This window comes from Streptomyces monticola, from assembly GCF_042665355.1.
Taxonomy (GTDB): domain Bacteria; phylum Actinomycetota; class Actinomycetes; order Streptomycetales; family Streptomycetaceae; genus Streptomyces; species Streptomyces monticola.
On record NZ_JBHTCF010000002.1, the window covers coordinates 417,810 to 432,263 of the forward strand.

Genomic DNA, 14,454 nt, shown 5'->3' on the forward strand with positions numbered 1-14,454 from the left:
TCGCTTCCGGCGCCCGGGCACTTCAGGTCATCACCCATGGACGCGGGTGGCCCTACGCGTGGTTGCCGTGCGCCAACAGGCCGCCCAGCGCGGTGCGTTCGTGCAGGACCGACTTGCCGACGCGTGCCGTCGTGATCAGACCGGCGCCGCGGAGCGCCGCCGTGTGGGCGGACACGGTGGCGTTGCTGACGCCCAGGCGCCGGGCGAGCCCGCTGGTGCTGTGCGGCTCCGTGAGGAGCAGCAGGATACGGAGGCGGGTGGCGCCGAGGACCTCGGCCAGCGCCTCGTGCGGATCCGCCGTCCCGGACCGGGGGAGCGGCAGCCCCGGTCCTGCCGGGTACGTGACGACGACGGGGCGACCGGGCAGATCGGCGACGAGGGGATGACCGGTCCAGTGGAAGGTCGGCAGGAGCAGGAGGCCACGGCCGGCCGGCTTGATGTCCCCTTCTCCGTTGCCCTCGTATCGCGCGGGCAACTGCCAGACACCGTCGGCCAGTTGGCCTCCGGGGATCAGGCCGTTGAGTGCGGCGCCGATGCCGTGTTCGGCCACGGCGAGGGCGTGCCGGGTGAACTCCGCCCGGTGCAGATCCTGCACGAGGGGCCAGACCGGACGCAGCACCGATTCGAATGCCGTGTGCTGTGCCCGGCGCAGCACCAGCCAGGCCTCCGGACCGCCCCTGTGCAGATCGCGGATCCAGGGCGGGGCCGGGGTGCGGTGGCCGGCGTAGACACGCGTGAGTTCCTCGCGGACCAGTGCGGGAGGCGTGGCGCGGACCGTGTCCAGGCCGTCCTCCAGGGAGTCGCTGAACACATCGAGGAAGCGGGGTGCACGGGCTGCGGGGACCAGGTCTCCCAGCGCTTCGACCTCCTGCGGCAGGCTGTTGAGGACCCGGCGTCTCCAGTGCCCGAAGAGGAGACCGTCGTCATGGCGGAACAGCGCCATGAAGGCCGTGTTGAGCTCCTGGAGGGGAGCGGGCCGGGAAGCGAACCGTATGCGCGCGGTGTCGGCGGCGCTGAGGTGGATCCGGATCACGGTTCTCCCGGCGGTGCCATCGTTTCGGTCCTGGCCTCAACCATCGCTCGTACGCCCGGTGTCGCGCCAGCATGCGCCCGTGCCGATCAATTGCGTGATCGATTCCATGGGGGTTCGATGAGTGACCGGGATGGTTCCCGAGACGGGGGACGCGCGGGTGCGGGCCGCGCGGGCGTGGGACGGGCGAGGCTGAGGCGGCGGTCCGTTGTCGCTTCGGCCGTACTGGCAACGGCGATGACGCTGCGGGGCGGGGCGCACGCGGTGGGGGAGACGGGCACGGCGGCCGGGTCGGCGGTGAGGAAGCGTCGCGGCATGACCGTGCGCCTGCCGCAACCGACAGGGCCGTACCGCATCGGGCTCACCTCGCTGTATCTGGTCGACCGCGCACGGCCCGATCCTTGGGACGCCGCCCTTCCATTCCGGGAGGTCATGGCCACGGTGTTCTATCCGGCCCGCAGTGGCGGCGGTGGGAGGCGGGCGCCGCAGATGACCCCGGGTGCCGCCCGGGCCTTCGCGGACTTCGTCCCCTTCTATCTGCACCCGCAGTTGCCGAAGGAGGGCGTGGACTGGGCGGCGACCCTGACGCACGCCCACAGCGGCGCACCCGCGCTGCCCGGGCGGCGGCCGGTGCTCATCTACAGCCCCGGCGGCGGTGATTCCCGCAACCTCGGCACCATCACCGCCGAGGAACTGGCCAGTCACGGTTGGGTGGTGGTGACCGTCGACCACCCCGGCGACGCCAGCGAGGTGGAGTTTCCCGGTACGACGGAGTACCGCGACGAGACCGTACGAGGCACCGCCCTGAGAAGCGACCCACGGCAGGACCCCGAGACCTTCCGCACCATGATCGGAACACGGGTGGCGGATCTGCGGTTCGTCCTGGACGAACTGCATCGCCTGGAAGGCTGTCGCATCGAGGATGCGGCGGGCCGCGGTCTTCCGTACGGCCTCGACCGGGTCCTGGATCTACGGCGTGCAGGCGTGTACGGCCACTCGGCCGGGGGCACCGCGGCGGCCCAGGCGATGTACGAGGATCACCGCGTCAACGCGGCCATCAACCTGGAGGGTTATCTGGACCACCCACCGCCCGCTCCTGGTACGGAAGGCGAGCCCTTCCCCGTCGCCCGCCACGGCGTGGACCGGCCCCTGCTCCTGGCCGGCACCGACGGCTTCCCCGGCCGGGAGGCGATGGAGCGTTCCTGGTCACCCCTCCTGAACCGCCCAGGCGGCCGCACGCAACTGCGCCGTATCGAGCACGCCACGCACGGCGTCTTCACCGACTACGCCGCGATGGCCCCGCAGTTGGAACGCGCGGGCCTGATGAGCGCGGCCGCGCGGACGGAGCTGGTCGGCCCGCTCGACCCGGCGGAAGCCGTGCCGCTGGTGCGCGACTGCGTACGGTCCTTCTTCACCCGGCACTGCGGCGTCTGAAGCGCCACGACGTCCGGGGCCACCCGCTTGGCCGCCACGGCTCGCACGGCGCCGCGGGCGATGCTGTGATCAATGCGCACCGTCGTCTGAATCCATCGTGATCCAGTCCGATCCAGTCCGATCCAGTCCGATCCAGAGGGAGAACGTGTATGCGCAAGACCCTTGTTGCTGTTGGCCTCGCCGGAATGAGCCTCCTCGCCGTCCCGGGAACCGCTGCGGCGGCATCGGCCGACGTGCCCGGTGTGTGGACGTGCGCGGAAGCCAAGGAGAACACCGAGCTCAAGGGCGCGGTCACCGCGACCGACTGCCGCGGCCCTGAAGGGCACTTCGTCGGCGCGCGCATCCTGACCAACGACAAGGACTGGCACTGCCTGAGCGGTTACGGCGGGAAGTCGGGCGACAGCGTGGTGGTCGGCGGGCTCGGCTGCAAGCGGGCGTAAGCGCAGGACCTCCGCACATGCGGGTGGGGCCTTCGTGGAAGTGGTGAAGTCACAGCAGGAGCGCGCCCCCGCGGCCCACGCGGGGGCGCGCCTTTGCGTCCGGGTGGGGCGGGTCAGATGAGGCGGACGGCGCCGCTTGCCGGGTACCCCGAGAGGCTCTTGACGGAGATGCCCGAGCGGGGGTTGGCGGCGTCGAGGTACTGGCCGTTGCCGATGTAGACACCGACATGGAACGCGGAGCCCTTGCCGCCCCAGTACAACAGGTCGCCCGGCCGGATATCGGAGAGCGATACGGAAGTGCCGGTCGACGACTGGGCCTGCGAGGTGCGCGGCAGGTTCACGCCGACCGTCTTGAAGGCGGCCTGGGTCAGGCCTGAACAGTCGTACGCGGACGGGCCGCTCGCGCCGTAGACGTAGGGCTTGCCGACCTGTGCGCGCAGGAAGGCGATGACGGAAGCGGCGCTGCCGCTCGCCGGGGCGGAGGCCGACGGGGCGGACGGTGTGGCAGCGGTGCCGCCATGGGCACCGTACGACTTGGCCGTGGCCTTGCCGGTGTGCTGCTTGGGGCGCTGACGGGGCGTGGGCTGCTCGGTGGCCTTCGAGGAGGCGGCCGCGGACGTCTTGGCGGCGGCCTTCGCATCGGCGGCCTTCTGCTCGCGCGCCTTCTGTGCGGCAGCGGCCTTCTGTTCAGCGGCTTCCCTCTTGGCCTTCTCGGCCTTGTCAGCCTTCTCGGCTGCGGCCTGCTTGCGTATCGCCTCGTTCTTCGACTGCTCGGCGGTCTTGGCCGCGTGCCGGGTGGCGGCGTTCTGCTCGGCCTGGAGAGCGATGTCTGCGGCCGCGCCCCTGAGGGCGTGGGGGACCCGGCCGGCTTCGTCGGCGTGCGCGGGAGCGGGCGGGGCCATCTCGATGACGTTCGCGGCGGGTTGCTGTGCGGCGGTGGTGAAGCCGGTGGTGCCGATCGCCGCGGCGGTGCTCAGGACACCGCCTGTGACTCCTGCGCGCAGCGCGGCCCTTGGCGCACGGCGGTTCGGCTTCCGGTGGCGAGGTATGTATGCGGCTCGAAACATGCGTACAAGATCTACCAGTGTTTCCGATTTGCTCCAAAAAAGGTGTGGTAGGCCACATTTGACGCTGTCGGCGTGTTGAAGGGGCTCCGCCCGCTGCCGGCGAGCCCGCCTGCGGAACGCCGATGCCGGCGATGCGGGTTCGTGCCGGACACCAATCGGTGCACGAGATTTCGTGCTGCCCGCCTTAGCGATGACGCGCCGCAACTGGGGACCATGACGCTTCCCGCAAGCACCGGCCGAGGGCATGCAGCCGTCGGCCTCGCTACGGAAGGAAGCCCTATGTTCCGTCGTCCCATAACCGTCCCCGCCCTCATCGCGGGCATCTCGGCGATGGTCATGGCCGCGGTCATGACCATGGTCGTGTCACCGGCCGCGTCGGGGGCGCCCGTGGAGGGACCTGCGGCGTCCGTGCAGGGAAATGACGCTGTCCAGCGTGTGCTCGACCGCGCGGTGAGCGGGAGAGGAGCCCCGGGCATCCTCGCCGAGGTCAGCGCCGGCAACGTCCCGTGGTTCGGCACGGCCGGCTTCGCCGACACCGCGACCGAACGCAAGCGCCAGCCCTTCGACCGCTACCGGATCGGCAGTGCGACCAAGACTTTCACCGCCACCGTCCTCCTGCAGCTCGCGGGCGAAGGGAAACTCCGCCTCGACGACACCGTCGAGAAGTGGCTGCCCGGCGTGGTGAAGGGCAACGGCCACGACGGCAGCAAGATCACCGTAAGGCAGCTGCTCAACCACACCAGCGGCGTCTTCAGCTACACCAACGACCCGGACATGATGGCCAGACTGGTCGGCCAGGGCTTCCTCGATCACCGCTACGACAGCATGCGGCCCGGCGAACTCGTCGCGCTGGCGATGAAGCACGCACCTGACTTCGCACCGGGCACCTCGTGGGCCTACTCCAACACCAACTACATCCTCGCCGGGATGATCGTCGAGCGGGTCTCGGGACGTTCACTCGCCACCGAGGTGAACCGGCGGATCACCTCGCCGCTCGGCCTGGTCAACACCTATGTGCCCGGCGAGAGCGCCACCATCAACGGGCCGCACGCACGGCACTATTCCAAGCTGCTCCTCACCGACCCCGCGGCCCCGGTCCATGACGTGACCGACATGAACACCACATCGGCAGGCGCCGCCGGAAACATGATCTCCACGTCGGGCGACCTCAACCGGTTCTACAGCGCGCTGCTCGGCGGCCGGCTGCTGCCCGCCGCGCAGCAGAAGGAGATGTTCACCACCGTCCCGACCAAGAACTGGATCCCGGACACCGGGTACGGACTCGGCGTGATCAGCCAGAAGCTGTCCTGCGGTGTCCAGGTGTGGGGTCACGTCGGCACCATCCACGGCTCGCAGTCATGGACCATGGGCCTTCGTGACGGGGCGAAGACCGTCAGCACCAACGTCAACGGCGACTGGGTCGACCAGGTCGGCATCTCCGTCGACGTGATGCAGGCGGCGTTCTGCCCCACCGCCCGGCAGGCGGCGGCCACACGCTCGACGATCCGGCCACTGCAGCTGCTCTGAACCGGCGGCCGAGGGGCACCTCCTAGCCCCCACCCCCCGAACTCGCCATCGCCCCTTGAGTGCTGGTCACCTTGCTGCGCACCGCGTTCGCCACCCAGTCCGCCTTGGCCAGGGCGGTGAGGCGGTGCCGCACGGCACGGTGACCGGCTCCGGGGTACAGGCGCCGACCGAGTTGTACGGCGCCGACCAGCGCGGCGAGCCGCAGGGCACGGGCGTCGGCGGGCGCGGACTCACCGCCCGCCGCCGAGCTCGCCGTCGACTCCGCCGCCGCATCCACCGTCGCCCGCTCCGCGGCGGCCAGGGCACGGTCGGTCACGGGATAGCGGGTGGAGGGGAAGAAACGCAGCGTGCGATGGGGGTGTACGCGCACCGCCCCGCGGGCCGCGAGGCGCTGCGCGTACACCTCGACCAGATCCTTCTGCGGCCGACGGCCGAGCCAGCTGGTGGTGCGGGGCCGGTCGGCCGGGTCCAAGGCGCGCCGTACATCGCTCAGTTGAGGGTCGGACGCCGGGGCCGCACCGGTCACCCTGAACCGTTTGCCCCCGTGCTCCGGCCGCACCGCACCGGCCCGCTCCAGCTCCATCAGGGCGGCGGCGGCCATCCCGTACCGCACCCACATGAGGCCCTGGACACGGCCCGACCCGGGATCGAGGGCGAGCAGCAGCAACTCCTCGGGAAGGGTCAGGCGGGCGGCAGCGGCGTCGGAAGGGGGAGCCATGAGGGCGAGGGTAGAAGGGGCCGGCGCGGCCGCGGGGCCGGACACACGGCCCACGGCCGAGCAGCCGCAGAGGAGTGCCCGGCCGGCCTGAAGGTCACGCACATTCCAGGCCCTCACGCGCTGTGCTGCCGGCCCTCACGAGTTGCGTTGCCGGCCCTCACGAGGTGCGCCCCTGGCCCTTACGCGCTGCACTGCTGGGCCCCGGGAGCAAGCACGGCCCCCGGGGCCCAGCGGCTCAGCGCCGTGTCAGAGCGGCGGCGAAGCCCGGGTGCTGCCTGATGTCAGCCACCGATGCCCAGGCCGGGGATCTGGATGTCCGACACGGTGAGGGAGGCGGACTTCGCGCTGCCGGTCACGACCGGCACGCCGCCGGGGCCCGGAGTGCCCGTGATCTTCAGGCCGTCCACGCTGCCGGTGACGCTGAGGCCACCCGCGATGTTGTCGAGGTCGGCGTCGGCTATCTCGCGGGTCTCGATGCTCATGTTGATGATGCGCCTTTCTGCATTCTGGTCACGAAGTGGATCCGTGAAAGGGAACGCGGTGCGTTCGTCACCGCGTATGTGGGTACGTGGGTACGTGTCGCACCGCGTGGAGTCTGCTGTGACCCCCGTTGCGTGCTGGATGAAAGCACGTCCGTGAGGGCCTTGGCGAGCCAAGTCGCCCTGTGCGACGTGTAGTTGGAGCGAAGCCCGCACATCGCGTGCGCCCCGCGTGCAGAGATACGGCGGGACCTTCACGTCTCCCATGAAACGCACACCGGAACGCCGCCCGACGCTCCGCCGGAAAACGGGCATACGCCTATGACGCGCACACCGGACGGCCCGTTGATGTGACCATGCGGCACATCTCCCGTGCAGAGTTCAACGGCTTCACGGAACGTCACAGAAGGGAGTGAACGCGTTCCGGTACAAGGTCAACTCGCGGTCCGCGTGCGCGTGGTGGGTGAGGGGCGCGCATCCCCCCGGGGTAGCCGCCCATTACCCCCGGGGTAATCGACCGTTTCCCTCTCCGGCGGCACGATCGGGCACATCGACGGGAACCCCCGCCGGGTCCGGCCGCAGCCGCAAGGAGAGCGCCATGTCTTTGAAGTCCACCGCCACCACTGTCACCACGCCGGGTTCGGCAACCGATGCGGGCTCCGTCGCGGATGCCACCCGGGCCGGAGTGCAGGAGTTCCTTGCCGCCCGTCTCGCCGGGGACACCGGGCGGCTCATCGAGCTCTTCGCCGACGAGGTCGACTGGCTCCTCGCCGAGAACCCCGTCGTCCCGTGGATCCGCCCCCGGTCCACCGGCGCCGAATGCGCGGCCCAGTTCACGGAGTTGATGGAGCACACCGTGCCCGAGGACGCACGTGCCTCCGTCGACACCTTCCTCGTCGATGGCACCGACGCCGTCCTGATGGGGCACGTGTCGGGCACCGTGCGCGCGACGGGGAAGTCCTTCGAGGGCCCGTTCGCGCTGCACCTCACCGTCGAGGACGGCCGGATCACCCGCCACCACCTCTACGAGGACAGCCTGTCGATCGCCGAGGCCTGCACGGCTTGAGGGGGCGTCGTACTCACTGCCGGAACCCGAGGTCGGGGTCGGTGCCGGCCAGTTCAGCGCCGGCAGCCCACAGGCGAGCGGCGACGGCGGGGTCGGCCATGTGGGCGGGGACGGGCTCAAGCCGTGGTGTGCCGCGCAGGCCGAAGACCCTCGGCCCCCACAGCTGCCCTCCCCGCACCCGCGGGTCGAGGACCGCACGTACGACGGGCCGTGCTCCGGCCTCCTTGCCCTGCACCAACAGCCGGGCGGGCAGCGCGCGAAGCCGCTCGCCGGTGGTGGTCACGTGTACCGGCGGGCGGGAGGGAGTGAGGCCGTCCAGCGCGCCGCCGGGGTGGGCCACGACGCTGAGGACCGTGCTGCCGACGGCCCGCAGCCGGCGGTCGAGTTCGAAGCCGAAGCTCATCTGGGCCAGCTTCGACCGGCCGTAGCTGTGCTTGGGCCGGTAGTTCCGGGTCGACTGGAGATCGCCCAGGTCCAGTCGCTCGGACCGGGCCGCGAAGCTTCCCACTGTCACTACGCGGCCCGCGGGCGCCGCGGTCAGCAGGGGAGCCAGCCACTGGGTGAGCGCGAAGTGGCCGAGGTGATTGGTGCCGAACATCAGCTCGTGGCCGTCCGCGGTCTCCCGGCGCGGCGGGTGGTCGAGCGCGACCCCGGCATTGTGGACCACGCCGTCGAGATGATCGAGGCCGAGGCGGTCCACGGCGCTCTTGAGGGACGACAGGTCGGCGAGGTCCAGCTGCAGATGGCGTACGCGCGCTGCTGCCGCGCGCGAGCGGATCGAGGTCATGGCGGCGCCGGCCTTCGCGGCATCCCGGCTGCCGAGTACGACCAAGGCGCCGGTGGCGGCGAGCTGTTCCGCGACGAAGTAGCCGATCCCGGTGTTGCCCCCGGTGACCAGGAAGGTGTTGCCCTCGGCGGACGGCAGCCGGTGAACGTCCCACGGACGGCTCTGGGATGCGGAAGACACGGTGACGGGCTCCTTGCGCTCGGGTGGGGTGCTCAGGGAGAGCACCCCACCCGCCCAGAGTCGCAACCTTCACCGATATGCGGCCGACAGAACACCGTCACCGCCGATACGCCACCGACAGCTCTCCGCGGACCTCGGCGCCCGCTGCGTCGGTCGCGTTGGCTGCGGCGGCCGCGCCTACGGTGTCTGCTGTGCCTGCGATGTTTGTGGCGGCTGCTGTGATTGCGGCGTCTGCTGCTGCGTCTGCTGTGGCTGCTGTGCCTGAGGCGTCTGCGGCGTCTGCTGTTTCGGGGGCTTGAAGATTCCCTCCAGGACTCCCTGGGCGATACCGAAGCCGAACGCGGTGAAGACCTGTGCCGTGAGCAGGCTCAGTTGGGTCGTGATGGTCGTGCCGCCCGCCACGAGTGCCGGGAAGTCGTCCCGTGCGCGCGCCTCGGCCAGCTTGCGGTTCTCCGCCTTGATGGCCTTCACGGTTTCGGCGAGACCGGGGAAGGCGGCGCGGTGCGCCGGGGATCCGCCGGGTGCGATGGCCAGGAGGTTGTCAAGGGACGCGTCGGCCTTCTTGAGGCCTTCGCGCAGCTTCAGCGGATCCTTCTCACCGGAGAACACATCGCCGGCGAAGTTGGAGGTCTCGGCGTGCGCGTTCCCCATCTTCCCGAAGGTGTGGAACGTCTTGGCCTGTCTCTTCATCTCCAATTCGGTCAGTGGGTCCGGTGGTTGGGGAACTCCGGCGGTGCCGTCGAGCGGCTTGTCCGTGGCCGCGGCTGCCGCCGTGGCCGGCACGGTCACGAGGCACGCACACATCGCGGCAGCCACGCACGGAAGGAGGTACCTGCGCATCACGCCTACCTTGGGTTCGATCAGACGGGGAGGTGGTCGAGGTGTTCTGGCGGACCATCTACCCGCTGAAAGGTGCGTTTGTATCGGTATTGCTCCGTATGGAGGCGCGCGGAGGTGCTAAGGCGACTCCGTCTGAGGCAGGTCCGGGAGATGCCGCAGCGCGTCCAGGACGACGCGCACCGCCGCGCGGGGCGGTGAACCGCGGCGGATCGCAGCCGTGATCGTGCGCGTCACGGGAGTCGCGAGTTCCCTGGTGGCGACGTGATAGCGGCGGTCGACCGCCAGGCCGGGAAGCAGCGCGATCGAAAGGCCGGCCTCGACGTGCTGCAGGGTCATCATGTAGTTGCCGAAGCGGCCCACCACCCGCGGCTCGAACCTGGCCTGACGGCACAGTCGTAGCGCGAGGTTGGCCATGTACGACTGGGGCATGTCGAACGCCCACGGCTCGTCCGCGCAGGCCGCGAGGTCCACGGTGCCGCGTCCGGCCGACGGGTGATCGGGCGGGACCACAAGCAGGACCGGGTCCGTGGCCAGCGGTACGAGGTCGAGGTCGGGGCCGAGGGGCAGCTCGTCGAAGTCGGTGGTCGTGATGACGATGTCCGCGTCGCCGACGCGCAGCGCGGGCACGCTCTCGTGCGGCTCCAGCTGCAGCACCTCGATGTCGAGATGCGGATGCTGACGCGCAAGCCGGGTCACCGCCGGCACGGCCATGGTGTGGATCGCGCTCTGGAACGCCCCGAGCCGCACCAGGCCGGAGGGTTCTTCGCCGAAGCCGCGCAGCTCCGCCTCGACGCCGTCCATGTGATCGAGGATCGCCCGTGCCCGCCGCGCGAGGATCAGCCCGGCCGAGGTCAGCCGGACCCGGCGGCCCGTCCGCTCCAGGAGCTGGGTGTGTGTCTCGGCCTCAAGCACGGCGAGCTGCCGGGACACGCTCGACGGGCTCAGGTTGGCGGCCTGTGCCACCGCCCGGACGGTGCCGAGAGTGTCCAGCTGGCTCAGCAGCCGCAGCCTCCAGGGGTTCATCATCTGCCCCATTGTTGTGCGGTTTTACCGAACAGGACAGCCGGAATTGTGAGATGGACGTGTCGCTCGGACGCGGCCTACGGTCGATGGCATGGCTGCTCCCGCTCCGAACGAGGCCGGCGTCACGGTGCCGGCCACGACCACCGTGCCCTCCGCCCCCGCCGTACCGTCCGCCCCCACCTCGCCGCCCGACGAGTCCTTCTGGGCCGAAGCCGACCGGCATCTCGTGCGCTACGGCGGCGAGTTCACCCGCGAGATCATCGACCGCGCCGCCGGCAGCTCCGTGTTCACCGCGGACGGCCGGCGGATCCTCGACTTCACCTCCGGGCAGATGAGCGCGGTCCTGGGACACGCGCACCCGGACATCGTCCGGGCCGTCTCCCAGTCGGTCGGCTCGCTGTCCCATCTGTTCAGCGGGATGCTGAGCCGGCCGGTCGTCAACCTGGCCAAGAGGCTGGCGGCGACCCTGCCCGACACCCTGAGCAAGACGCTGCTCCTGACGACCGGCGCGGAGTCCAACGAAGCCGCCCTCAAGATGGCCAAGCTCTACACCGGCAAGTACGAGATCGTCTCGTTCGACCGGTCCTGGCACGGCATGACGTCAGGGGCCGCGGCGGCGACCTTCTCCGCCGGGCGCCGCGGATACGGACCGGCCCTGCCGGGAAACCTCACCCTGCCGACGCCCAACGCGTACCGCTCGCCGTTCCGCCGCACCGACGGCTCCTACGACTGGGAGGCCGAGCTCGCCTACGGGTTCGCGTCGGTCGACCAGCAGTCGACGGGCGCGCTCGCCGCCTGCATCGTCGAGCCGATCCTGTCGTCCGGCGGCATCATCGACCTGCCGCCCGGCTACCTCGGCCGCCTCAAGGAGATGTGCGCCGAGCGCGGCATGCTCCTGATCCTCGACGAGGCGCAGACCGGCCTCGGACGCACCGGTGACATGTACGCCTTCGAGCGCGACGGGGTCGCCCCCGACATCCTCACCCTCTCCAAGACGCTGGGGGCCGGACTGCCGGTCGCGGCCGTGGTCACCGGCGGCGACATCGAGCAGGTCTGCCGGGACCGCGGCTTCCTCTTCTTCACCACCCATGTCTCCGACCCTCTCGCGGCGACCGTCGGCCTGACCGTCCTGGACGTCATCGAGCGCGACCGTCTCGTCGACCGGGCCGCGAAGCTGGGCGACCAGCTCACCGACCGCCTCACAACACTGCGCGACACCTACGAGGTCGTCGGCGACGTCCGTGGGCGCGGCCTGCTGCAGGGCATCGAGCTGGTGACCGACAAGGAGAGCAGGACCCCCGCCGACGCGCTCGGCCAGGCCGTCACGACGGCCTGCCTCGAACGCGGACTGCACCTCAACATCGTCCAACTGCCCGGCATGGGAGGCATCTTCCGGATCGCGCCGCCGCTCACGACGAGCGAGGACGAGCTCCACGCCGGCGTCGACATCCTGGAGGCCTCGATCAGGGCGGTACTCGCAGCCTGGCACTGACGCCAGCCCGGCTCTGACGCGGGCTCGGCTCTGACGCGGACGCGGGCTCGGCGCTGACGCGCAGCCCCTGTCCGTGACCGCGCGGGATTTGTATCGGGTGGGTATCAGGGAGCGCTTGGTTGCCCGTCGATCAGTGCTCACGTCCGCCGGGCATCCTGGCCGGAGTCACCGCTCTGACCTGGGGTTGGCTGGTGGGGGACGCTCTGCGCGACGCGGTCGCCGTGTCCGGTGTCTGCCGTATCGTTCCTTTGAGGCCGTCGGCTGCGCGGATGCGCGGCGGGGCCCCTCACGCACCCGAACCGCCGTATCCGAAAGGAGCCATCCGCCCGTGTCCTCGTCCATCCCGGCCGAAGCCTCCGCGCCTCCCGTGCGCGTCCTGCTGGTGGAAGACGACGACCTGATGCGTCGGTCCTTCACCGTCGCCCTCGAACGCTACGGCTACGAGATGAAGGCCGCGGCCGACGGCCTCTCGGGGCTCGAGCTGTTCCGCGGGGAAAGCTTCGACCTGCTCGTTCTCGATGTGATGCTGCCCGGTCTCGACGGGATCGGCCTGTGCCGCAGAGTCCGGGAGACGAGCCTGGTGCCCGTCCTCATGATGTCGGCCCGCGGCGATGGACTCGATGTCGTCGCCGGTCTGGAGGCCGGAGCGGACGACTACGTGGTCAAGCCCGTGGACACGTACGTCCTCGTGGCCCGCATCCGTTCGCTGCTGCGGCGGGCGACGTATGCGCCCGCTCCCGTTCCTGGGGCCGGAGCCGGGGGCGAGCAGGCGACAGGGCCCGCGCCGTCCGAGGGGGAGACCCTGGTCTTCGGGGATCTGTCCATCGACACGGCCGGCATGGAGGTGTTCGTCGCCGGAGACCCGGTGGCGCTGACCCCGACCGAGCTGAAGCTGCTCCTCGAGTTCGCCGCCCGTCCGGGCGTCGTCCTGGAGCGGCACACGCTGCTGCGCGACGTCTGGGAGTACGGCTGGGACGGCGACAGCCGCGTGGTGGACCTGTGTGTGCAGCGGCTGCGCAGGAAGCTGGGCCGGGAGCGGATCGAGACGGTCCGCGGCTTCGGCTACAAGCTCAGGCGCTGACGCCGGTGCGCCCGTTCCGCCGGCTCCGGCCGGTCCGCGCGTCCCTGCGCTGGAAGATCGCCGCACTGGCCGCGGCCACGGCCTGTCTGGTCGCGGCGGCGGTGGGCGTCCTTGTGCACGTGTGGATTGCGATGGACATCCGTGAACGCGCGGTGCGACAGGCCGGCAACGCCGTCTACTCGGCCATGGACGTCTACCGGCGCACCGGAACCCTCACGGACGGTGCCAAGATCGATCCGGCCGGACTGCCCAACGCACTGCGCACCCTGTCCGACGGCGACCGGCATACGGCCTACGACGGGCGCATCCACCACAATCTGGGGCCGAGTGTCTGGGCCGCCCAGCGCACCGGCGGCCCGGGCAGCCCGGTGCTCGCCGTCCAGGTCAACATGAGTTCGGACCTCCACACCCTGCGCCAGCTCGACGCGACCATGACGGTGGCCTCGCTGGTCGCGCTGGCGGCGGCCGCGCCGCTGGCGGCCTACGGGGCCGGGCTGCTCGCCCGTCGGCTGCGGCGGGTCTCCGAGACCGCCGAGCGGATCTCCACGGGGGACCTCGACGCACGGACCGGGCCCACCAAGGGCGGCGACGAGGTGGCCGAGATCGCCGCCACCGTCGACCTCATGGCCGACAGCCTCGGCCAACGGCTGCGCACCGAGCGGCAGTTCACCGCAGACGTGGCCCACGAGCTGCGCACCCCCGTCGGCGGTCTGCTGGCCGCCGCCGACCTGCTGCCGCCCGGCGAGACGGAGGATCTGCTCCGTGCCCGGGTGCGCGATCTGCGCGGCCTGGTCGAGGACCTCCTGGAGATCTCCCGCCTCGACGCCGGCGCCGAACAGCCGGTCCGCGCCCATGTGCCGCTGGGCGAGGTCGTGGCCGAGGCCGTGGCACGCACCGGCTTCGACACAGAGGTCACCCTCGCCGATACGCGGCACGCCGACCCCGCCGGGACCGTCGAAACCGATCCGCGCCGCCTCGAACGGATCGTCGGCAACCTCGTCGTCAACGCCCACCGCCATGGCGGCGTCCCGGTGCGGATCACCGTCGACGGCCACACCGTCGTCGTACGCGACCACGGCCCCGGCTTCCCCGCCGACCTGCTGCGCGAAGGGCCCCGCCGCTTCCATACGGGTGCGAAGGAGCGCGGCTCGGGTCATGGCCTCGGCCTGACCATCGCGCTGGGGCAGGCCCGGCTGCTCGGCGCCGAACTGAGCCTGGACAACGCCCCGGACGGCGGCGCCGTCGCCACGCTGCGCCTGCCCGGCTGACCGGCCCGCAGTGGCATGAGGG

General features: G+C 70.9%; 14 protein-coding genes. 7 read left to right on the forward strand and 7 right to left on the reverse strand.

What is annotated here, in order from left to right:
• Window positions 1-52: 52 nt before the first annotated feature.
• Window positions 53-1,033, reverse strand: a complete 981-nt coding sequence (locus ACFQVC_RS07345; protein WP_381827801.1) for an ArsR/SmtB family transcription factor — start codon at window positions 1,031-1,033, stop codon at window positions 53-55.
• A 312-nt stretch (window positions 1,034-1,345) separates the two neighbouring features.
• On the opposite strand from ACFQVC_RS07345, the gene ACFQVC_RS07350 reads away from it, so the two are divergent.
• Both ACFQVC_RS07350 and ACFQVC_RS07355 read left to right on the forward strand, forming a co-directional pair.
• Window positions 1,346-2,464: an alpha/beta hydrolase family protein gene (locus ACFQVC_RS07350; RefSeq protein ID WP_381827804.1), complete on the forward strand. Its 1,119-nt coding sequence runs from the start codon at window positions 1,346-1,348 to the stop codon at window positions 2,462-2,464.
• Window positions 2,465-2,613: 149 nt separating this feature from the next.
• On the forward strand, window positions 2,614-2,904 hold the full coding sequence (locus ACFQVC_RS07355) for a hypothetical protein (protein ID WP_381827806.1): 291 nt from the start codon (window positions 2,614-2,616) through the stop codon (window positions 2,902-2,904).
• Between the two features lie 113 nt (window positions 2,905-3,017).
• Here the strand turns inward: ACFQVC_RS07355 and ACFQVC_RS07360 are convergent, their stop codons facing one another.
• A complete protein-coding gene (locus tag ACFQVC_RS07360; protein ID WP_381827809.1) occupies window positions 3,018-3,971 on the reverse strand; it encodes a C40 family peptidase in 954 nt (317 codons plus the stop codon).
• 279 nt (window positions 3,972-4,250) lie between these two features.
• On the opposite strand from ACFQVC_RS07360, the gene ACFQVC_RS07365 reads away from it, so the two are divergent.
• On the forward strand, window positions 4,251-5,498 hold the full coding sequence (locus ACFQVC_RS07365) for a serine hydrolase domain-containing protein (RefSeq protein ID WP_381827811.1): 1,248 nt from the start codon (window positions 4,251-4,253) through the stop codon (window positions 5,496-5,498).
• 22 nt (window positions 5,499-5,520) lie between these two features.
• On the opposite strand, the gene ACFQVC_RS07370 is transcribed toward ACFQVC_RS07365, so the two are convergent.
• Together ACFQVC_RS07370 and ACFQVC_RS07375 are read right to left on the reverse strand one after the other, a co-directional pair.
• Entirely contained in the window at window positions 5,521-6,216 is a 696-nt protein-coding gene (locus ACFQVC_RS07370; protein WP_381827814.1) for a GOLPH3/VPS74 family protein, read from the reverse strand.
• A 281-nt stretch (window positions 6,217-6,497) separates the two neighbouring features.
• The gene (locus tag ACFQVC_RS07375) at window positions 6,498-6,698 is read right to left on the reverse strand and encodes a hypothetical protein (RefSeq protein ID WP_381827817.1); all 201 of its coding nucleotides are present in this window, start codon (window positions 6,696-6,698) and stop codon (window positions 6,498-6,500) included.
• A gap of 595 nt (window positions 6,699-7,293) precedes the next feature.
• Between ACFQVC_RS07375 and ACFQVC_RS07380 the strand changes: the two genes are divergently transcribed.
• Window positions 7,294-7,761, forward strand: coding sequence for a nuclear transport factor 2 family protein (locus ACFQVC_RS07380; protein WP_381827818.1), 468 nt, complete (start codon window positions 7,294-7,296; stop codon window positions 7,759-7,761).
• Window positions 7,762-7,774: 13 nt separating this feature from the next.
• On the opposite strand, the gene ACFQVC_RS07385 is transcribed toward ACFQVC_RS07380, so the two are convergent.
• The 3 genes from ACFQVC_RS07385 to ACFQVC_RS07395 form a co-directional block, all read right to left on the reverse strand.
• On the reverse strand, window positions 7,775-8,728 hold the full coding sequence (locus ACFQVC_RS07385) for an SDR family NAD(P)-dependent oxidoreductase (protein WP_381827820.1): 954 nt from the start codon (window positions 8,726-8,728) through the stop codon (window positions 7,775-7,777).
• A 177-nt stretch (window positions 8,729-8,905) separates the two neighbouring features.
• Window positions 8,906-9,568: a hypothetical protein gene (locus ACFQVC_RS07390; protein ID WP_381827822.1), complete on the reverse strand. Its 663-nt coding sequence runs from the start codon at window positions 9,566-9,568 to the stop codon at window positions 8,906-8,908.
• Between the two features lie 117 nt (window positions 9,569-9,685).
• A complete protein-coding gene (locus ACFQVC_RS07395; protein WP_381827825.1) occupies window positions 9,686-10,594 on the reverse strand; it encodes a LysR family transcriptional regulator in 909 nt (302 codons plus the stop codon).
• A gap of 88 nt (window positions 10,595-10,682) precedes the next feature.
• On the opposite strand from ACFQVC_RS07395, the gene ACFQVC_RS07400 reads away from it, so the two are divergent.
• The 3 genes from ACFQVC_RS07400 to ACFQVC_RS07410 all read left to right on the forward strand — a co-directional run bounded on the left by ACFQVC_RS07400 (window position 10,683) and on the right by ACFQVC_RS07410 (window position 14,432).
• Complete coding sequence (locus ACFQVC_RS07400; protein WP_381827827.1) at window positions 10,683-12,083, forward strand: aspartate aminotransferase family protein; 1,401 nt, start codon at window positions 10,683-10,685, stop codon at window positions 12,081-12,083.
• A 400-nt stretch (window positions 12,084-12,483) separates the two neighbouring features.
• Complete coding sequence (locus tag ACFQVC_RS07405) at window positions 12,484-13,164, forward strand: response regulator transcription factor (RefSeq protein WP_381828311.1); 681 nt, start codon at window positions 12,484-12,486, stop codon at window positions 13,162-13,164.
• Window positions 13,165-13,169: 5 nt separating this feature from the next.
• Window positions 13,170-14,432 carry a sensor histidine kinase gene (locus ACFQVC_RS07410; RefSeq protein ID WP_381827829.1) on the forward strand — a complete coding sequence of 421 codons (1,263 nt, stop codon included), beginning with the start codon at window positions 13,170-13,172 and terminating at the stop codon, window positions 14,430-14,432.
• Window positions 14,433-14,454 lie beyond the last annotated feature (22 nt).